The sequence below is a fragment of the Allocatenococcus thiocycli genome (genome assembly GCF_921292965.1).
GTDB lineage: Bacteria > Pseudomonadota > Gammaproteobacteria > Enterobacterales > Vibrionaceae > Vibrio > Vibrio natriegens.
The window spans coordinates 56,756-75,775 of record NZ_CAKLCK010000030.1 but is presented as its reverse complement, the minus strand read 5'-3'; the positions used below and the strand labels follow the sequence as shown (position 1 = coordinate 75,775).

At 43.1% G+C, this 19,020-nt stretch carries 18 protein-coding genes and 2 tRNA genes; 10 read left to right on the top strand and 10 right to left on the bottom strand.

Annotation, left to right across the window (positions count from 1 at the left end; all coding sequences use genetic code 11):
• Window positions 1-362: 362 nt before the first annotated feature.
• The 8 genes from hppD (at window position 363) to L9Q40_RS12055 (ending at window position 5,968) form a co-directional block, all read left to right on the top strand.
• Window positions 363-1,436 (top strand): 4-hydroxyphenylpyruvate dioxygenase, encoded by a 1,074-nt coding sequence (hppD, locus tag L9Q40_RS12090; RefSeq protein ID WP_065296749.1) that lies wholly within the window; start codon window positions 363-365, stop codon window positions 1,434-1,436.
• Window positions 1,429-2,559, top strand: coding sequence for a homogentisate 1,2-dioxygenase (locus tag L9Q40_RS12085; RefSeq protein WP_498793413.1), 1,131 nt, complete (start codon window positions 1,429-1,431; stop codon window positions 2,557-2,559). The genes hppD and L9Q40_RS12085 overlap by 8 nt, the downstream gene beginning before the upstream one ends.
• A 9-nt stretch (window positions 2,560-2,568) precedes the next feature.
• Window positions 2,569-3,606 (top strand): fumarylacetoacetate hydrolase family protein, encoded by a 1,038-nt coding sequence (locus L9Q40_RS12080; protein WP_014231672.1) that lies wholly within the window; start codon window positions 2,569-2,571, stop codon window positions 3,604-3,606.
• A gap of 14 nt (window positions 3,607-3,620) precedes the next feature.
• Window positions 3,621-4,289, top strand: coding sequence for a maleylacetoacetate isomerase (gene maiA, locus L9Q40_RS12075; protein ID WP_239947817.1), 669 nt, complete (start codon window positions 3,621-3,623; stop codon window positions 4,287-4,289).
• 143 nt (window positions 4,290-4,432) lie between these two features.
• Window positions 4,433-5,095: a DUF2726 domain-containing protein gene (locus L9Q40_RS12070; RefSeq protein ID WP_330470397.1), complete on the top strand. Its 663-nt coding sequence runs from the start codon at window positions 4,433-4,435 to the stop codon at window positions 5,093-5,095.
• A gap of 166 nt (window positions 5,096-5,261) precedes the next feature.
• Window positions 5,262-5,600, top strand: a complete 339-nt coding sequence (locus L9Q40_RS12065; protein WP_498793412.1) for a hypothetical protein — start codon at window positions 5,262-5,264, stop codon at window positions 5,598-5,600.
• Window positions 5,601-5,779: 179 nt separating this feature from the next.
• Window positions 5,780-5,856: transfer RNA gene (locus tag L9Q40_RS12060), tRNA-Val, on the top strand.
• Window positions 5,857-5,891: 35 nt separating this feature from the next.
• A tRNA-Val gene (locus L9Q40_RS12055) sits at window positions 5,892-5,968 on the top strand.
• 197 nt (window positions 5,969-6,165) lie between these two features.
• On the opposite strand, the gene panF is transcribed toward L9Q40_RS12055, so the two are convergent.
• Both panF and L9Q40_RS12045 read right to left on the bottom strand, forming a co-directional pair.
• Window positions 6,166-7,653 carry a sodium/pantothenate symporter gene (gene panF / locus L9Q40_RS12050; RefSeq protein ID WP_498793411.1) on the bottom strand — a complete coding sequence of 496 codons (1,488 nt, stop codon included), beginning with the start codon at window positions 7,651-7,653 and terminating at the stop codon, window positions 6,166-6,168.
• Window positions 7,646-7,927 carry a YhdT family protein gene (locus tag L9Q40_RS12045; protein ID WP_498793410.1) on the bottom strand — a complete coding sequence of 94 codons (282 nt, stop codon included), beginning with the start codon at window positions 7,925-7,927 and terminating at the stop codon, window positions 7,646-7,648. The genes panF and L9Q40_RS12045 overlap by 8 nt, the downstream gene beginning before the upstream one ends.
• Window positions 7,928-8,212: 285 nt before the next feature.
• On the opposite strand from L9Q40_RS12045, the gene L9Q40_RS12040 reads away from it, so the two are divergent.
• Window positions 8,213-8,596 (top strand): energy transducer TonB, encoded by a 384-nt coding sequence (locus L9Q40_RS12040; RefSeq protein WP_330470395.1) that lies wholly within the window; start codon window positions 8,213-8,215, stop codon window positions 8,594-8,596.
• Window positions 8,597-8,810: 214 nt separating this feature from the next.
• On the opposite strand, the gene L9Q40_RS12035 is transcribed toward L9Q40_RS12040, so the two are convergent.
• The 6 genes from L9Q40_RS12035 to L9Q40_RS12010 form a co-directional block, all read right to left on the bottom strand.
• Window positions 8,811-8,936 (bottom strand): hypothetical protein, encoded by a 126-nt coding sequence (locus tag L9Q40_RS12035; RefSeq protein WP_498793409.1) that lies wholly within the window; start codon window positions 8,934-8,936, stop codon window positions 8,811-8,813.
• A gap of 66 nt (window positions 8,937-9,002) precedes the next feature.
• Window positions 9,003-9,428, bottom strand: a complete 426-nt coding sequence (locus L9Q40_RS12030) for a septal ring lytic transglycosylase RlpA family protein (RefSeq protein WP_372378355.1) — start codon at window positions 9,426-9,428, stop codon at window positions 9,003-9,005.
• 363 nt (window positions 9,429-9,791) lie between these two features.
• Window positions 9,792-11,591, bottom strand: coding sequence for an amidohydrolase (locus L9Q40_RS12025; RefSeq protein WP_498793408.1), 1,800 nt, complete (start codon window positions 11,589-11,591; stop codon window positions 9,792-9,794).
• 273 nt (window positions 11,592-11,864) lie between these two features.
• Complete coding sequence (locus L9Q40_RS12020; RefSeq protein WP_243976898.1) at window positions 11,865-12,635, bottom strand: DeoR/GlpR family DNA-binding transcription regulator; 771 nt, start codon at window positions 12,633-12,635, stop codon at window positions 11,865-11,867.
• Window positions 12,636-12,658: 23 nt separating this feature from the next.
• Window positions 12,659-13,897, bottom strand: a complete 1,239-nt coding sequence (locus tag L9Q40_RS12015; protein ID WP_498791601.1) for an ISL3 family transposase — start codon at window positions 13,895-13,897, stop codon at window positions 12,659-12,661.
• A 218-nt stretch (window positions 13,898-14,115) separates the two neighbouring features.
• A complete protein-coding gene (locus tag L9Q40_RS12010) occupies window positions 14,116-14,922 on the bottom strand; it encodes an HAD family hydrolase (protein WP_498793407.1) in 807 nt (268 codons plus the stop codon).
• Window positions 14,923-15,297: 375 nt separating this feature from the next.
• On the opposite strand from L9Q40_RS12010, the gene nlpI reads away from it, so the two are divergent.
• Window positions 15,298-16,239 carry a lipoprotein NlpI gene (nlpI, locus tag L9Q40_RS12005; protein ID WP_268669216.1) on the top strand — a complete coding sequence of 314 codons (942 nt, stop codon included), beginning with the start codon at window positions 15,298-15,300 and terminating at the stop codon, window positions 16,237-16,239.
• Between the two features lie 85 nt (window positions 16,240-16,324).
• On the opposite strand, the gene L9Q40_RS12000 is transcribed toward nlpI, so the two are convergent.
• Window positions 16,325-16,666: a DUF3316 domain-containing protein gene (locus L9Q40_RS12000; protein ID WP_014231685.1), complete on the bottom strand. Its 342-nt coding sequence runs from the start codon at window positions 16,664-16,666 to the stop codon at window positions 16,325-16,327.
• 510 nt (window positions 16,667-17,176) lie between these two features.
• Window positions 17,177-18,778 (bottom strand): malate dehydrogenase (quinone), encoded by a 1,602-nt coding sequence (gene mqo, locus L9Q40_RS11995; RefSeq protein WP_498793406.1) that lies wholly within the window; start codon window positions 18,776-18,778, stop codon window positions 17,177-17,179.
• Between the last annotated feature and the right edge of the window lie 242 nt (window positions 18,779-19,020).

Here is a 19,020-nt window from a genome sequence, read left to right as displayed (position 1 = left end):
TGTCAGGCTATAAGAGAAAGGTCATGCAAGCTGAAGGCGCTGCTTTAATGTAAGTGAATGATTTGTTTAAAACATCACCACACTGCCAACAAATATCACCACGGTAACAATTTGTTTACATTGGTCTGTGTGGTTGTAATTCAATTAAAATAGAATAAGTTATTGAAATTAATGTTTAATATTGTGAAATTTACGGGCGGATATTGCATAGATCTTGTGCGTAACAAATATTTTACATTTACACCTTCAAAACCTGAAAACAGAGATTTTGGTTGATGTATTCCAATTTTCTTCCGCCTGCGCCAAGTTAGAAAAATAGTTTAGAAACGCTGTAAACAAATTAATGACGCAAGGAGAAAGTCATGGTGGACGCATACAACCCATTAGGTACAGACGGATTTGAGTTTGTGGAATACACGGCTGCGGACAGTAAAGGCATCGAACAACTCAAAGCACTGTTTGTATCGTTAGGCTTCGCAGAGATTGCGAAGCACCGTTCGAAAGAAGCTTGGTTATATCGTCAGGGTGACATCAGTTTTATCGTCAATGCGCAGCCTCATAGTCAAGCTGAAGCGTTTGCGAAGGTACATGGCCCGTCAGTGTGTGGGATGGCATTTCGAGTAAAAGATGCCACGGCGGCGCTTGAGCACGCAATACAAAACGGCGGAACAGAATACAAAACCGAAATCGGGCCGATGGAACTCAGCATTCCTGCCATTTATGGTATCGGCGAGAGCTTGCTCTATTTTGTTGACCGATACGGTAAGCAGAGTATTTATGATGTCGACTTCCGTTTTTACGATGATGCGCAAGCGCGTCTGGCGAAATCTGATGTGGGTCTTTACGAGATCGATCACCTGACCCATAACGTTAAACAGGGCAACATGGATGTGTGGTCTGGCTTTTATGAGCGCATCGGTAACTTCCGAGAAATTCGTTACTTCGACATTGAAGGTAAACTCACAGGCCTTGTCAGCCGTGCGATGACCGCACCTTGTGGCAAGATCCGAATTCCTATTAATGAGTCCTCGGACGATAAATCGCAAATCGAAGAGTTTATCCGTGAATACAATGGCGAAGGAATTCAGCATATCGCTCTGACAACGGATGACATCTATCAAACCGTTCAAACGTTACGCGACCGTGGTATGGACTTTATGCCAACACCAGATACCTACTACGAGAAAGTTGACCAACGTGTTGAAGGTCATGGAGAAGACGTCAGTAAACTTCGTGAGCTGCAGATCCTTATTGATGGTGCACCAACGAAAGACGGTATCTTGCTGCAAATCTTTACGCAAACCGTGATTGGTCCGGTGTTCTTCGAGATCATTCAGCGCAAAGGTAACGAAGGTTTTGGTGAAGGTAACTTCAAAGCGCTATTTGAATCGATTGAAGAAGACCAAATTCGTCGAGGAGTACTGAACGATGCATAAATGGATCACATTCCCTCATCGGGAGGGAGTGTGCTCAAAGCAAGCACATGCTGATTTCCCGGAAGAGGCAATTTATGAACGTGAAGCAGGTCGAAGTGGATTCTTTGGCCCTGCGGTACATTTTCATCATCAACACGCACCAACAGGTTGGGCTGAGTGGGAAGGCGAATTACGCCCACGAGCGTTTGATTTCAATCTCGTAGAGAAAGCCAGCCACATAACGCCTTGGGCGGTGCCACATTTATTGCATAACGCTAACTGCAAAATCCGTGTTTGGCGTATGGATGAAAAGATGGATTTTCTGGTACGAAATGCAGATGGCGATGAGCTGCTGTTTATCCACCAGGGGACTGCCGATCTTTACTGTGACTACGGGCACTTAAAGGTGAGCGAAGGGGATTATGTCATGATCCCGCGCTCAACGAGCTGGCGCTTAGAGCCAAGCGAACCGATGTTTATTCTGATGATAGAAAACACCGATGCTGCCTATACCTTGCCTGAAAAGGGAATGGTGGGAAATCACGCTGTGTTTGATCCTGCGGTACTGGAAACACCGTCGATCAACGAAGAATTCCGCGCGCAATATTCTGAAAACCGCACAGAAGTTCAGGTAAAACGCCACGATAAAGTTAGCGTGATTACTTATCCGTTCAATCCTTTAGACGCGATTGGCTGGCATGGCGATTTAGCGGTAGTAAAAGTGAACTGGCGTGATATTCGTCCACTTATGTCGCACCGTTACCACTTACCACCTTCCGCACATACTACATTTGTAGGAGCAGGATTTGTGGTGTGTACCTTTGTTCCTCGTCCGATAGAGAGTGATCCTGGCGCGCTTAAAGTACCGTTCTACCACAACAATGATGACTATGACGAAGTCTTGTTCTACCACGCAGGTGACTTTTTTAGCCGTGACAATATTGAAGCGGGCATGGTGACATTCCACCCGGCTGGCTTTACGCACGGACCTCACCCGAAAGCATTTAAAGCGGGTCAGGAGTACAAGAAGAAGTTTACCGACGAAGTGGCGGTGATGATAGATACGCGCCACGCGCTTCAGTTCTCGGATGAACTGGAAAAGGTAGAAAACAAAGAATACGTCTACAGTTGGCAAGAAAAATAAGAGGCAAGGATGAAATTAGCAACCAAGAAAAATGGTACTCGTGATGGCCTGTTGATGGTCGTGAGTAAAGATCTAACTCGCTGCGTACCAGCGACAGAAGTGTTCCATCCAAGAAATTTAGCGCCAACGATGCAAGTTGCGTTGGATAACTGGGACGTAGTGGCACCGCAATTAGAAGAATTGTACATCGCACTGAATAATGGCACCGTCGCTGGATTCGAAGAGTTCGAAGCGCACTATTGTGAATCTCCTTTGCCACGAGCATATCAGTGGGCAGATGGCAGCGCGTACGTAAACCATGTTGAGCTGGTTCGAAAAGCGCGTGGAGCAGAAATGCCTGAGAGCTTCTGGACGGATCCACTGATGTATCAGGGTGGCTCAGATGCGTTTATCGGCCCTTGCGACAACATCGAATTTGCCAGTGACGAGTGGGGCATTGATTTTGAAGGTGAAGTCGCGGTAGTGACGGGTGATGTGCCAATGGGCGCGAGTATCGCCGAGGCGCAAGAATCGATCAGGCTCATCATGTTGGTTAATGACGTATCGCTACGCGGGTTGATTCCGGCAGAGTTGGCGAAAGGGTTTGGCTTCTTCCAGTCTAAGCCGTCATCTGCATTTTCTCCTGTCGCGGTAACACCAGATGAACTTGGTGATGCGTGGTATGAAAACAAAGTGCATTTACCGCTGGTATCGACCTACAACCACAAGCCATTTGGCTGCCCGAATGCAGGGGTGGACATGACATTCGATTTTGCGGATCTCATTGTCCATGCTACTAAAACGCGTCCGCTGTCCGCTGGAGCGATAATAGGCTCTGGTACCGTGTCTAACAAACAAGGTACTGAACATGGCACATCGATTGAAGAAGGTGGCGTCGGTTACTCTTGTATTGCTGAAGTGCGCATGATTGAAACCATACGCGATGGTAAACCGTCGACGAACTTTATGTCGTTTGGTGATGCAATCAAACTTGAGATGTTTGATGCAGATGGCAACAATATCTTCGGTTCGATTGATCAACAAGTTAGCCAGTACTTGAAGCATTAATGCAGGGAAAATGAATGAGCGAACAGATCACGCTTTATGGATATTGGCGATCTTCCGCGGCTTATCGTGTGCGCATTTGTCTGAATCTTAAAGAGATCCAGTATGAATCAAAATCGGTGCACTTGGTGCGTGAGGGAGGAGAGCAGCACAGCGAGGAATATCACAAACTGAATGCCTCTGAGCTGGTGCCGGTGCTGGTGGATGGTGAGCTTCGATTAAACCAGTCGCTGGCTATTATTCAGTATCTTGATGAAAATTATCCGGATGTTGCTGTCATTCCAAAGCGTTCGCCTTTGCGATATCAAGCGCTTTCCATGGCACAGGATATTGCCATTGAGATTCACCCTTTGAATAATTTGCGCGTCTTGCAGTATCTGGAAGGGGAGTTGGCGTGTGATGCAGAGCGTAAAGTTGCCTGGATTCATCACTGGATTAACAAAGGGTTTTCTTCATTGGAGGAAAAACTTGCAGCCCATCGAAAAACGTATGGTGATTGTAAGTTCAGCCTGACCGATTCGCCGTCTATCGTTGATATTTGCTTGGTACCGCAAGTGTATAATGCGTTGCGCTTTGGTGTTGATTTGGCCGCTTATCCGATAATCAACTCGATTGTTGAAGCCTGTTACCAACTTCCGGCTTTCATTGATGCAATGCCAGAGCATCAACCGGATGCCAACAGCTAGATCTTAGAGCTTAATAGAGGCCTCTGTTAAGCTCATTTCCTACCCTGAATCTCACCATTATTGCAAAATTGAGCCCTTTTGTTGCTCTGGTCAACGTTTCGATTTAGGCTTGAGCAACTTGTTGTTTTCGGCTCGATTTCTCTATGACCAACATTTTTATCATCGTAGTTCTTCTGGTTGTTTTTTTCTTCATTATTCAAAAGTATGTGCTCAAGCATGATGACACCCGAGACTACTCATATCGCTCAAAAGGCGCGTTGTTAAGAGGGCAAGAAGCTGCGTTTTTCAATGCCTTAAGAACGGCTGTTGGCGATCACGCGGTGATATTTAGTAAAGTTAATATGTCCAGCTTGGTTGCGCCGAAGGACATTAAAAACAAAAGGCAGCTTTTTGTTGCGAGTAACCGTATTTCCAGAAGCTATTTTGACTATGTAATTTGTGACCCGCGTACGTTAGAACCGCGAGTGATCTTAGAGTTGGATGATGGAAAGCCTCTCAACAAAGGCAAGGCTGCGCGACAAAAGCTGCTGATTCACGTGTGTAAAACAGCCAATTTACCGTTAATTGGTACATCGATAAAACACAGCTATCAAGTAGGGCGATTACGTCGTTTACTTGCGGCGCACATCGATTTGATCGAGCCGGATAAAGAGGTGCGTTTTTGTAAAAAGTGCAGCAGCCCGATGATAATTAAGACAGCCAGCCAAGGCGAATTTAAAGGCCGACGCTTTTTCACGTGTAGCCGTCAACCAAACTGTACTTACACCGAGAACTACAACGTGGTGTTTGATGTTCCAAACGAGTAACAATAAACGATTAGTGATCTAGAAAACGATAAGTAAAATTTATCTTGGCTGAGGCTTTGACTTGTTTGAGTCAAAGCCTTTTTAGTAACTTAGGACCAAGCATTTAGAAGTAATTTGGATATCAGTCCTATACTTTGAAAAGAGAAACAAAAAGTAGGTTAGTGCTATGCGATATGGATGGATTTTTGCTCTGCTGCTGTTCGTTTCAAATGCTATTGCTTTTCCTAATTTAAAGCCGTTGGAATGTAGGCTTACTGATACACCAGAAGACCATTTTTTGTTTTATCGAGATCAAATGGTTTATCACAGCGAGCAGTTTGTCATTTTTCAAAACTTCAAAGGACGAGTTGTCACTCAAGTGGATCTTAAAACCGGCGAATTGATTCGTACCACCTATATCGGTGAACCATTTGAACCTAAATACCAAATTCTGTTCGGTTCTTGTCCTGATGTTTCTTATACCTTACAGATCTGGATGCTGAGTGACGTACCTTATGATAATTAAGCAAAAACTCGAAAGTTACCTAGATCACATTTTTATACCCGTATTAGGTATGTTTCGCTTATAAATACGCCTGAAAACGGGTGTTGAGTTTACATTTTCGCCAAACGATTCAAAGTTAGTGAATTTATGCTTGCACCCCAGATAGCTTCTGGCTAATATCCCTCTCGTTCCAGAGAAATGCGTCCGTAGCTCAGCTGGTTAGAGTACCGCCTTGACATGGCGGGGGTCGGTGGTTCGAGTCCACTCGGACGCACCATTCTGATTTGAATGGTAAGCAGGAACACAAAATTTGGGTCCGTAGCTCAGTTGGTTAGAGTACTACCTTGACATGGTAGGGGTCGGCGATTCGAGTTCGCCCGGACCCACCAAATTTAGTTCTTCATGAACAAACACAAAGCCCGCTTTATAGCGGGCTTTGTCGTATCTAGGTTTAACCAAATCCAGCCCAATTTTTCCCATCTGAACTTTGCCTATATATACGGAATTGGAATTGAGTCATTCCTTATTGGGCACAGGTAGTAACAATTGCGCCTATCTGTGCCCATGAGCATGTCGCTTTTATCAACTATTGCTCTTTCTGTGTGCAGTATGTTTTGACTGATATTAGCTCTTTGCTTTCAGAAGCATTCGGCTTCAATAAACTGCCGATAACGAACGTAAGCATGCCTGTAATCATCGTCGGAACGATGGGGTGAACACCACCCATATCGGGTTTGATCCAAACTAAGCTGATGTATACACCAAGCCCAATGACCATGGAGCTAAATGCGCCGGTTGCCGAGGCTTTTGACCAGTACAAACCAAATACCAGCGGCCATAAAAATACGGCCTGAAGACCTCCCAATGCCACAAGGTTCAGCCATATGATCATATCTGGAGGATTCGTCGCAGCAACAAAAACCAGACTGGCGAAGATAGCCGTCGTCCACAGTGAGATTCGATTCAGTTTACTGTCTGCACGCTTGTCTTCAACGATCTGGGGATTGATATAGTTTATATAAAGGTCTTTCAGCAGCGTCGATGATGCCTGAATCAGCTGTGAATCGATAGACGACATAATGGCCGCCATTGGCCCTGCCAGAAAAATTCCCGCAAACATTGGGGTCAGAACCGTCATCATCAGTGTTGGCATGATTTGATCCGGGCTGGCAATCTCTGGCACGAGTGCTCTGCCTAAAGCTCCGGTCAGGTGAGTCCCAAACATCAGTAATGCAATCATAATCGTACTGATCACCATACCTTTATGGAGAGAAGGACTGTCTTTGTATGACATGCATCGTACAGCAGCCTGAGGTAACCCTATCACCCCAAAACAGACCAGAACCCAAAAGCTCAGGATGAACGGCTGGCTCAGGAAATGATCCGGACCATATGGTGTCACCAGAGCAGGGTCAATGGAGTGAAGTTTGGTGACCAGGTTTTCCAGACTCCCACCAGCATGAATAACACCAGCCAGCAGAACGATGGTGCCGATGACCATCATCACCCCCTGAACGGTGTCAGTCAGAACAACAGCCCGGAAACCACCAATAGTCGTGTATATGCCGACTGTACAGGCGAATAGCAGCAGTCCGTTCTGATAGCTGATCCCAAGCACAGTTTGCAACAGGCGGGCTCCACCAACAAATTGCACTACCATGGTTCCGAAAAAGGCCAGAAGCAGAGCAAGTGAAGAGAAGATCACTACTTTTCGGCTCTTAAAACGGGCATATAACATATCGTTGATCGTCACCGCGTTATGGCGTCTTGCTTCTATCGCAAATTTTTTCCCCAGAACGCCCAGAGTCAGCCAGGTAGCCGGCAGCTGGATCATTGCCAGTAACACCCAGCCCAGTCCCATTTTGTAAGCCGCTCCCGGTCCGCCGATAAAGCTACTGGCACTCGCATAGGTTGCCGCCAGCGTCATGGCAAGGACAAATCCTCCCATACTGCGGCTTCCCACGAAGTATTCGGTAAGAAAGTTCCCCGGCTTGTGATAACGGCGAGTCAGGAATGCCAGAGCGAAAACCGCAAAAAGGTAAATACATAAAGGAATAATAAGCTGGCTATTCATAATGTTCGTCGTCGTATTTATCGAGGGGGATATCCTTATAAAGGTATTTAACCATTAGCGCGCATAGCACGGTAAAAAGGATGGGGCCAAGTACACATGACAATACAAACCACAGTGGCATGCCCCAGTATAATTGAGGGAGTTGCAGTTCGTCTTTTGGCGCAGAGATAACATAGGCACCACAGTACCACCAGGCAAAGTAGCCCAGAGCAAGAAGTATCGCCCAACATGCTTCGCGATTGGCCTGATGGATAAGATCAGAGTTTTTTTGCATAAATTCACTGTTTAGTTAAATCGACTACCGTAGGAGGCATACTCTAAAACAATTGGACTAGAACATTAACAGGTGAGGCCTAATTTTCCATTTTTCAGTGGCTGAGGCTAGCAATGTTCATTGTCTGCCATCAATCAGGTCAACCTAGAGCGAATGCTCGATTTTGTGAACCAACCTTCTTTTATCCATTTAACCTGTTGATTATAAATTATAAGGTGGCTTAATAAGCTTCAGCATTATGCTACTCACCCCATAACGAGGTGTTATATTTTACAAGGAGTGTAAATGAGAATTTTGAGTTTATTATCGATAAGTCTTTTAGCTTTAAGTGGTTGTGCATCAAAGCAGGAAGTATATCTGACACAATCACCAATTAAAGTTGAGCTACAGGACTTACAAGATTATTGGGTTCAGACATCTGAAGATTTTAGGTTCAGTTTAAAGCCTCATATTGATGTGCCAAAAATAGCTGGTTATGTACAAATCAACTATTTAATAGACTCGAATGGAGAGATATTTAACCCTACAATTGTAGAGTCATCTCCCGAGGGGGAGTGGGATCTCATCGCGTTAAAGGCTTTAAGTAAACTAGAATATGTTCCGTCTGAATCTAATACATTAAAAATACCTGTTTACGTGACAAGTGAAATCAGTTTTCAAAGTAGATAAACTTGCCTAAAACGTATAAGCCTTCTTTCATTAGATAATCGTATCGTTTTGGCTGTGTCAGCAGCCAATTTATCAGGAAAAACAAAGTTATCTACTTCACTTATTCATTCTGATCATTAAGCAATGCCGAGACAGCTGATATCTCTAACACTAACTTCATCTGTAAGTTGCACAAGGTCATGGCTAGAATGTGTCAATCGCCAGTACACATGTTTTAAACGCCAAGCTTTTGTTGAAATAAACGGTCCAATTGTCGTTGGCCGATGCCAATGAGCGGAGCAATCTGTTCAACGGTTATTGTCTGCTCTAGGTCTTGCTTGTGTGCCAGGCGCCAACTCACTTTTGGCACTCAGCCATGGTGATCGATATGGTTATAAAAAGACAATTTGGACGATATGTGGGGGGATTAATGTTTATATGTGAAGGTATTACTATCATCAATAATTTCGATTTTGATCGGCACGACGCCTTTTTTGATGTTGCCTATTTGCTCAAATGCTTCTTGTGAAAGATCAATGACTCTGCCTTTTACAAAAGGACCTCGATCATTGATTTTGACATCTACCTTTTTGGCGTTTGCTGTATTGGTGACTCTCACGATTGTTCCAAAAGGTAAGCTTTTATGAGCCGCTGTGTAAGCTCCTTTGTTATATCGTTCACCACTTGCAGTACGTTTTCCGTGAAACTTTTGACTATACCATGAAGCTTTACCTGTAAGCTGATGTGATCTGGAATAACTTGTTGTTTTATCTTGGCTTATGGCCGAAGCGGAGGAACACCCAACTAACAAGTTAAGGATCAAAGCGACAAAAATGAGGTTAAGTTTTTTCATGCGTTTTAGCTTGTTACACAACATGGTTAGGCTTGCCACTATTACATTAAGTCAGTAGAAAATTGAATGAGACAAGCGCTATCATTCAATACGATTGCTGATTATTTCATAGACTGCATTTAGTTTGGTCATGGGTAAGAAAATTTTTGGATCTTAAATTACCAACGTTAGGCCCTTTTGACGATTGAACGAGATTATTAACTTCTTTAATCGCCTGTAAGAACAAACTGTATGCCAGTGAATCGCGGCGATTCATTGTTGTTTTTCAAATATATCCATATTTTAGAGATAGAGTTGGTTAAACAAATAGGAAGCACAACTGGCTTCCTAATTGTTTGTTAAAAGTAAGAGACTGAAAAAAGATCAGTGGGAGTGATGCAATAGCCCGGCAGAAATCATCGTGGCAGTTGCGATTTCCTGACATCGCTTAGTGTTTACGCAACTACCTGCGGCGACTTGTTGATCACTTGAATATACCGTTAGCCCTTCTTTTATCGTTTCTAATACTTTGATATCGGCCAGTGTTTCAGGTTTTGCCGTGAGCGGGTTCTCAGACAAAATAACCAAGTCAGCGAGTTTTCCTACTTCCAGAGAACCTTTGCTTTTCTCTTCTTTGTATTGAGTGGCCGCCCATAATGTTTGCGATTTTAATCCGTCCAGCGCCGACACGCGTTGTTTAGGCCCCAAAACATGACCAGTACGACTTACGCGGTTAACTGTCGCGGAATAAACACGCATTGAGTTAGGCAGAGCCACAGGAGAATCATGGTGAGAGGTATAAATCATGCCTAAATCTCGAGCCCAGCCGGTTGGCGAGATATTCTCTGCTCGATCTTTGCCTAAAACGGAATTCATGTGCCAATCACCCCAATAGAAAGTGTGCATTGGGAAAAACGACGGAAAAACGCCCAAGTGCTTAAATCGCTCTACTTGATCTTTACGAGCGGTCTGCGCATGTATTGCAATAAAACCTCGGTCAGGTACACCGTGTTTTTTCTCACTCGCTTCAATACCATTAAGCAATTGATCAATTGCAGCATCACCGTTGACATGGGTTAACAATTGCCACCCATTACGGTGTGCTAACTCTATAAGCTCAGCGGCTTGTTCATCACTCATACTCGGGTAACCTTTGTAGCCTTTCTCTTGACCAACAGGTGGAACAAGGTAAGGTTCCGTTAGCCAAGCGGTTTTGCCTTGAGGAGAACCATCCAGATTAAGCTTAGCTCCCGCCACGCGGAATCCGTTAGAATACTCACTTGAGTAATACGGAGGCGAGATAACCTCTTGAGCCACTTGAATATCAGGATACGCGGCCACATCGATAGGGAGTTTTCCCGATTGAGCTAAGTCGTACATGGTTTTCACTGCCGACGTTGAAGCGCGGCCTTCCTGAGCGGTGGTATAACCAAAACTTGCGTAAAGCTCCATACCCGCTTTAAAAATGACTTCATTCTCTTTGGCGTTGAGTTTGGCAAATAGCGGTAGCAAGGTCCCAAAGAAAGCAGTTTCTTCCAGCACACCATTAGGTGTTTTTCCATCACTCTCACGACGAATCTTACCGCCATCAGGATCGGTACTCTCAGCCGTCAAACCTGCCAACTCCAATGCTTTAGTGTTCAACGTTGCTAAGTGACCTGACTGATGAATAATAAGTACCGGAAGGTCTTTAGATACTTCATCCAATTCTTGGCGAGTAGGATGCCTTTGCTCTTTTAGCTGTGAGTCATCATAACCAAACCCCAGGATGATTCCATGCTTGCCGTTTTCTGGCTTCGCCACCCAAGATCTTAGTTCTTCTTGCAGCAACGCAATACTATTTACATTACCATCAGGATCGGCAAGTAAGTTCGCAGATAATGCTTGAATGCCCGTGTTAAAAACATGTCCATGACCATCGATAAAGCCTGGAATTATCGTTTTACCATCTAAATCAACAATTTTCGTATGATCATCTCGTAACTTCATCAATTCTGATTCTTTACCGACCGCTAAAATGCGACCATTTTTAATCGCTAAAGCTTCAGTGGTAAGTTCGGAGTCATTAACCGTAATAATCTCGCCGCCAACATAGATCGTATCTGCAAAAGGTTTTGCTGGACTTGCCGCCCAAGTGGTCCCACTGGCGGAAAGTAAAGCGAATACCAAAGGTGAAATTCTCATGATGTTTCCCTCAAGGAACGTCGAAAAATGAATTGGTAGGAAGTAGAAAGTGTAGATTAATCAGGTAGATTTTTCCCAACTTCTATCAAAAAGGTTTCATTTAAGGAGAAGAGTTTAGTCGAACGCTAAAATGGTAGGCGGTATTAAAAGGACGTAAACAGACAATTGACGAATGAGGCTTACCAACTTTGTGTTTGGTAGAGTTGATAGGCCTAATTCAAGTTGTCTGAACGATAGTCGGCATATCAACTTTAGAAGCCTTAGAGTTTTTCGTTAAAGAGGATTAGTGGTAATCACGGTGCAATCTAATTGGCTGAAATAATCTTTTGCTACCGTATTGCTTGGAGAACAGATTAGGTAATCAACGTCCTTAGATTCCATAAATGGGTAGGGGCCTAATGCTTCAATTTTGTCCTCAGTACATAACGCAACAATTGCGCCAGCTTTTGATGCTGCATGGCGTTTGAACTCACCATCCTGATAGTGAATCGCGCTGAATCCTGCTTCAGACGACCATCCACAAATCCCCATAAAACAAAGATCAAATCGAAATTTGCTTAGTGCTTCAACGGCTGTAATGTCGATGGCTCCACCAACGGCATAATTCAATTCACCACCAATAAGAATGGTTCTGATATGTTGCCTATCCAGTAGTCGGGTGGCGATAGCTGGGCTGTTAGTTACGACCGTTAAACCGATATCAGTAGGTAACAGGCTTGCGAGCAACATATGGGTACTGCTGGCATCTAGGAAAATGACTTGCTCTGCTTTGATAATAGTTAGTGCTGCAAGTGCTAAAGCCTGTTTTTCGCTATTTCTGTTCTCCAGGCGTTGCTCTTGCGTTCCTGTCGGTGGCACGAGAGACAGCGCACCGCCATGAATTCGTTTACATAATCCTTCATTGGCTAGAAAACGTAAGTCTCGACGAATCGTGGCTTCGGTGGTTCCAAGTTGCACGGCTAGGTCAGTTGCCATCACTTTATTATGAGATTTGAGTAAATTCAGGATTAACTGATGGCGTTCTTCTGGTGAAAATTTTTCCATTATCATTTTCGGTTCTTCTCCGCTTAGGTGAGCTTGATATTTGGGTAAAAAGTTGAGTGGGTATCAGGAACCGATGTTTGTCTGATCTTCAACTTAAAATAATCTGTATCTCTTACTCCTCTGGCTCTTCGTCTGAGTAACCCTATAGATACATTGCCAGCCTCAACCCGAGCGTTGGTCAGCTTGTATTTTGCGTAGTTACAGATACCTACTTTTCTTTCTAATATTGAGTCTGCAAAGCTGCTTAGTGACATTATCCGAGTTGACTTTGCTAGACGGCACCAAGCTTCAAGAGCGGCTGTCATGGTCTCGTAACAAGGCTCATCCCATATCGCTTGTAGCTGCTCTTTTAGCATATAAATCACGCACAACGTCTTGTTACTCTCAAGTAAATCGTCGAGTCTGTCAGACTGCTTGTCATCCAATTTCTGTGCATTTTTCAGTAGGAGGAAGAGTGTGCCTTTAAGCATCCTTTTCTCATCGTGCGAGCCAATCCTAAAAGCTTTCGCTCTCTCTTTTCTGATTAAAATGCAGTAGTTTTGCATCACATGGAATCGGTCAAAAACGATGTCTGCATGAGGTAACATTTTTCTTACCGCTGATTGGTAAGCTTGCCCCATATCCATTGATACCGCTTTAATTCCAGCCTTTGTTTCCTCTGATAGTTGCTCGAAAAATGAGATAAGGACTTCTGCTTTTCGTCCATGTTCTACCCAAATTAAATGACCAGAAACAAGGTCGTAAACGACGGTCATATAATCGTGTCGTTTAGCTCTAGCTACTTCATCAACGCCAATGTGGAGTAAGTTCTTTAGTTTCTCGGGTTCTAAAGCTGGCAGGCTTGAACGCAAGTATTCTCTATCGATGTTTTTGACTGTTTCCCACCGAATACCTAAATGCTGAGACACGGCATGTATGCTCATGTGGCGGCATAATCCACTGATAAACTTGCAAAAGCGAGCGGTATAGCGACCTCCTTTAGAGACATAGTCAGTATCTTCAATTAGCCGTCTTCCGTCTTTATCTCTGGTTTTAGCCAGTTCAACTTCTATCGTGCATGGCCGTCCGCTAACAGGCAGATCCTGAAGTCGTCTTTTGACATAGTGGTCTACGGTGCAGGTTGCACCTGTGATTGGATCTTTGACCTTATATCTTCGGTCTCGACGGCAACGAACGAAAACTGATTGGGACACTTCTTCTATTGAACAAGATTCGACACACTGACCTTTAAAGCAAAACAACGAGGAATACAAAGACGACAAAATACACTACAAACTTATAATAAAAATAAGCATTATAAATCATGTGATTATGATAGGTTCATTGATGTTGTTTGACTCATGAAAGCGGAGAAGAGCCTCATTTTCTATTCATGAACTAGTGCAACCATTATAAACAAACACGCTTTGTGTTCATATCTGTTCGTTTATGCTTATCGAATTTCCAGCTTTAAAGTGGCCAGCCCAACTTAAGGAACAGGTTATGATTTTGTTTGCAGGGCTAGGAACTGTAAAATCGTGTGCATTACACCATCCTCATCATTTGAACGGGTAATATAGTTTGCCTCCGCTTTCGTTTCTTCAAAAGCATTACGCATGGCAAAGCTAAAGTGAGCACGTTCCATTAGCTCGATATCATTGAATCCGTCTCCAAATACCATGGTTTCAGCTTCTGTTGCTCCGACGATGGATTGCAGTTTTTCAACGGTGGTTCCTTTGTGAACGCCAGCATTCGCAATATCGATCCATGCAGCTTCTGATACAACGATATAGGCTTGTTCGTCAAAGTGAGAGAGTTGAGGACGAATTAGTGGACACTGTTTGTTCTCATCATAAACAGTGATCTTTACGAAATCAGAATCAATATCTGTATATGAATCGACCAATTTTACCTCAGCATAAGAGGTTCTTACTAAGGTGCGTAAATGCTCGGGTGTATCTCGTTTGATAGCAGCAAATTCGGGGGTACACGCAATGACGATATGCGAGCCTTGGATAGATTCTAATTGCTGAATGATATTAAGACCTAACGCATTATTGAGAAGAGATTGATAAATAATCTGTCCCTGATGTTTGATACGAGTAGCGCTGTCACCGAGTATCCAGAAATCTTTGCTTTGTTCTCCGAATAGTTCTTCAACCCGTTCAACTTGCTTGCCAGTACAAGGGGCGAACTTCACACCATGCTCTTGCATGCTGGTGACTACTTGCTGGAATAATTCGCGGTTGTAATCCCCATGACGGTTTAGAAACGTCCCATCCATATCCGTGATAATCAGTTTAATCATTATTGCATTCCTCATTTTTTAATCGGTCACTGAAGCAATAAAAACACAAATGTACACAATGATCAATAAGTGAACATTATTTTGATCGTTTGTGTTCATTGGTGTTTGTTTTTGTTTATGCTCCCTTGCGAGTAGCACTTGATGGCTTGACGAAATAATGATTAGCCAATTTGTGTGGAGAGCTATGCATTTCGATAACATGCAAATAGACAGCAAGGAAAAGACATTTAAGTAAAGTGATCACTCGCTAGATCAGTAACAATGAGATCCTTATTGAGTATTTGGTTAATAGTTGGCAGTTTGATTATTTTTTGTGTTATAAAGGTGCTCGAATGACTCCCAAGCTGATTCAGGGAGTAGAATTGGAGTAAAGATATGGTTAAATGGTATAAGTTTTATAGTCTAGGTGCGCTGATTGTTTTGACAGGATGTAACCTTGTTGAGCAAGACATTTCACAAGAAAGCTCAACCCGAAATGAAAAACAATTAGTTTATCCAGCTATGGCTGTACCGTTGCAACCGAATGCAATGGCAGAGGCTAATATTGCAAAACTAAATCATCTCCTGACAGATAAAGAACTCGACGATGAGGCTCGTGCAGAAATCTATTTAAAACGAGGTCTCTATTATGATGAGATTGGGTTAAGAGATTTGGCGAGTACAGACTACGCCAAGTCGCTGGAGATCAACCCTCAACAACCTGATATCTACAATCTGCTTGGGATGTACTACACCCAACTGAGTCAGTTTGATGCTGCCTATGACGCATTTTATTCATCTCTTGAATTGGACCCGAGTAATAAACAGGCTATCTACAACCGTGCAATTGCACTTTATTATGGTGGAAGACCAGAACTTGCACTGGAAGATATGAAAACTTTCCATGAGGACAACCCGAATGATCCTTTCCGTGCTATCTGGTTATACATTATAGAATCGGACGTTGATAAAACTGCAGCAACGGCAAAGTTACAAGAGAGTTATAAAAACCGCACCGATGAGTGGGGTTGGGTGTTAGCGGGTATACTGCTAAACGAAATAACTGAAGAAAATGCTGTTAAACTGGTTACTAATAGCACAACAGATAATAAAGTGATGGCACAGCGACTTACCGAAGCTTATTTTTATTTAGGTAAGTATTATATGGAACATGGCGATATGAGCCGAGCGCTATCAGTGTACAAGTTAGCCATATCTTTGAACGTATGCAGTTATAATGAGCATAGCTATGCATATTTAGAGTTAGAACGTATTTCCAAAGATTTTAAAGCTGCGAAAGAAGCGGGTAATACAGAAAAATTTGTTAGTTTAAACTAAATACCATCTGCATATACCTATATAGAAAAGGCGAACAACTCAATGAGTCGTTCGCCTTTTATTTATTCATCTCAAAACCTGTCGTTTAGCGACCGTCTTCATTAACTCTGTAGTTGAAATCAACGTCAACAATGGCACGATACTCAACAGTACCTCTAGATACTGGGACTTCCTCAACCCTCACTTGAGCACTTTCTACATTCATACTATGTCCGACAACGCTTTGACCAGTAGGATTCAGTTTCCAACGTAACTGGTTGTCATTTGCGCTCGCTAGTGAATCGTACATATTGAAACCAGCATTGATCGCTTCTTCTTTACTAGCAAATGTATCTGAGTATAGTTTTTTGTTGTTTTGAACCATCCGTTCACCAGCGGTAGCGGTAAACGCAAAAAACATACATAAGATTGTAATTAACGCTTTCATAACAGTACCTTATAATGAACAGGATATTAGGCACACACAAAGACTAAGTTCCAATTCATTTGTTCTTGATGTCATCCCGATAATCATCTTTGTCACAATCTTGCAAGCTTTCTGCTATCTGAAAATGAAAAAATGCTTATCTGAAAATGAAAAATCAGCTTCGACTTGTATGGGTGTACTCTCAAAAACAGAGAACCCATACATAAAAAGTAGCACTAATTTGACCTCGATCAAGTTTTGAAAGTTATTAGTTGAGTGTTTTGTCATTAATAAATATGGCGACAGGTGGCCATATTTATTCTTATGTTCTTAGTGATTGCTTTTTAGTCGTTCAATGAGCCCACAAGAACATTTGGGTTTAAACTGAGAATTGCAGGAATTTATGTCAGGTTCAGGATTTTCCTTACCTTTCATGCATTTGAAGAACAAAAATACCGCCCTTGACGGGCGGTATTTTTGTTATGGAAGTTGAGTAGAATAGGGGAATAAAACGTTGAAAACCGCAGGAGATTAAGCCCTGCAGGCATAAACTGGTTCGTTTTGCTCCACTATACTTTCTTTACTCGAGCGAACCTCAAGTAAGTCCTGCTCTAAGTGCAGTATTTCACTCGTTGTACGTAAAATTTCCTGATTCAATTGAGGGTGTTCGATTAATGGCAACCCATATGATGGAATCATTTCTTTAATTTTATGCTTCCACTTATCTGAAGCCATCTCGTTACTGAAACAACGTTCAAGTAATTGAAGCATTATCGAAGTCGAAACAGATGCACCTGGTGATGCGCCTAATAAGGCGGTGAGGCTACCATCTTCAGCGTGAACAAGTTCGGATCCGAGGTGTAATTCACCACCTTTACCTGGCACATGCTTTATGATTTGGACGCGCTGACCTGCTTGTACCAAAGACCAATCCTTGATGTCTGCCGACGGGAAGAATTCGCGCAGTGCATTCATTCGGTCTTCATTGCTCTGTGTTAGCTGGCCGATAAGGTATTTGATAAGATCAAAGCTTTTCATCCCTACTTGTGTCATTGGCAGTAAGTTTGATGGGCGTACGGAATTAAACAAGTCTAATAAGGAACCATTTTTCAGGAACTTACTTGAGAAGGTTGCAAATGGGCCGAATAGAACCACTTCTTTTCCATCTATGACTCGGGTATCCATATGTGGCACCGACATGGGTGGGGCACCGACGGGGGCTTTGCCATATACTTTGGCTTTGTGGGCTTTAATGATGTCAGGTTTTTCGGTCACTAGGAATTGACCACCAACAGGAAAACCACCATAGCTTTTGGCTGCTTTTATTCCTGATTTTTGCAGGAGCGTAAGGGATGCGCCTCCTGCGCCTATAAATACATATTTGGTATGAACAGTACGGGTTTTGTTCCTACTAAAATCCTTCACTTTTAATTTCCAGGTACCATCAGGCTGGTGTTTCAGTGAACGGACTTCGTGTTGCAAGTTGAGTTTGAAGTTGTGATTTGTTCTAAGGGCGTCAACCATGTGATGTGTCAAAGCGCCAAAGTTCACATCAGTACCAAAACGAGAACGGGTGGCCGCAACAGGCTGGCTTGGATCGCGATTTTCCATCAGTAATGGAGCCCAAGAGCGGATCTGTTGTTCATCTTCTGAATAAACCATGCCATCAAAAAGAGGAATAGTTCGAAGCAATTTGAAGCGTTTACGCAGAAACTCGACATTGTTTTCGCCAGTGACGAAACTCATATGAGGAGCACTTTTGATAAAGCTACCTGGGTTACTAATTGTGCCTTCCTTTACCAGATAGGACCAAAACTGACGAGACAATTGAAATTGTTCATAAATATCAACAGCTTTACCTATCGTGACCTGGCCATTCGGCATCTCTGGCGTATAATTAGATTCCGCAAGAGAGGCATGCCCCGTTCCGGCGTTATTCCATGCGTTGGAACTTTCTTGAGCGACATCATCAAGGCGCTCAAACATTTCTATTGTCCAGTTGGGCTCTAGTTGTTGGATGAATGTACCGAGCGTCCCGCTCATGATACCTCCTCCGATTAAGACAATATCAACCATTTTTTCTCTGTCAGAACTGAGCTGGTTTAATTCATTTATACCAGTTGCGTTGTTCATTGGGGTGTAATCTCTCTCTAAAATAACAAGTAGTCGAAAGCGAGGGATACGTTATTGTCTTCAAAAGTATTGTATTTTTATTTTTTATAGTTATTTACGATTGTTAAAATCGCTTGGGTCGATCAGGTTGTTTAGTGCCTCCTGATTGAGCTCTCTTTATACGTTTACGGATAAATACAGCCCATAGATAATTGATCGAGAATAATAGGGGCACCGACTGTACCACGTCGGGTGATGAGATC

What these genes read in the sequence shown, in the direction of transcription:
- hppD (WP_065296749.1), top strand. Translation starts at nt 363, where the DNA reads ATGGTGGACGCATACAACCCATTAGGTACAGACGGATTTGAGTTTGTG.
- L9Q40_RS12085 (WP_498793413.1), top strand. Translation starts at nt 1,429, where the DNA reads ATGCATAAATGGATCACATTCCCTCATCGGGAGGGAGTGTGCTCAAAG.
- L9Q40_RS12080 (WP_014231672.1), top strand. Translation starts at nt 2,569, where the DNA reads ATGAAATTAGCAACCAAGAAAAATGGTACTCGTGATGGCCTGTTGATG.
- maiA (WP_239947817.1), top strand. Translation starts at nt 3,621, where the DNA reads ATGAGCGAACAGATCACGCTTTATGGATATTGGCGATCTTCCGCGGCT.
- L9Q40_RS12070 (WP_330470397.1), top strand. Translation starts at nt 4,433, where the DNA reads ATGACCAACATTTTTATCATCGTAGTTCTTCTGGTTGTTTTTTTCTTC.
- L9Q40_RS12065 (WP_498793412.1), top strand. Translation starts at nt 5,262, where the DNA reads ATGCGATATGGATGGATTTTTGCTCTGCTGCTGTTCGTTTCAAATGCT.
- panF (WP_498793411.1), bottom strand. Translation starts at nt 7,653, where the DNA reads ATGAATAGCCAGCTTATTATTCCTTTATGTATTTACCTTTTTGCGGTT.
- L9Q40_RS12045 (WP_498793410.1), bottom strand. Translation starts at nt 7,927, where the DNA reads ATGCAAAAAAACTCTGATCTTATCCATCAGGCCAATCGCGAAGCATGT.
- L9Q40_RS12040 (WP_330470395.1), top strand. Translation starts at nt 8,213, where the DNA reads ATGAGAATTTTGAGTTTATTATCGATAAGTCTTTTAGCTTTAAGTGGT.
- L9Q40_RS12030 (WP_372378355.1), bottom strand. Translation starts at nt 9,428, where the DNA reads ATGAAAAAACTTAACCTCATTTTTGTCGCTTTGATCCTTAACTTGTTA.
- L9Q40_RS12025 (WP_498793408.1), bottom strand. Translation starts at nt 11,591, where the DNA reads ATGAGAATTTCACCTTTGGTATTCGCTTTACTTTCCGCCAGTGGGACC.
- L9Q40_RS12020 (WP_243976898.1), bottom strand. Translation starts at nt 12,635, where the DNA reads ATGGAAAAATTTTCACCAGAAGAACGCCATCAGTTAATCCTGAATTTA.
- L9Q40_RS12010 (WP_498793407.1), bottom strand. Translation starts at nt 14,922, where the DNA reads ATGATTAAACTGATTATCACGGATATGGATGGGACGTTTCTAAACCGT.
- nlpI (WP_268669216.1), top strand. Translation starts at nt 15,298, where the DNA reads ATGGTTAAATGGTATAAGTTTTATAGTCTAGGTGCGCTGATTGTTTTG.
- L9Q40_RS12000 (WP_014231685.1), bottom strand. Translation starts at nt 16,666, where the DNA reads ATGAAAGCGTTAATTACAATCTTATGTATGTTTTTTGCGTTTACCGCT.
- mqo (WP_498793406.1), bottom strand. Translation starts at nt 18,778, where the DNA reads ATGAACAACGCAACTGGTATAAATGAATTAAACCAGCTCAGTTCTGAC.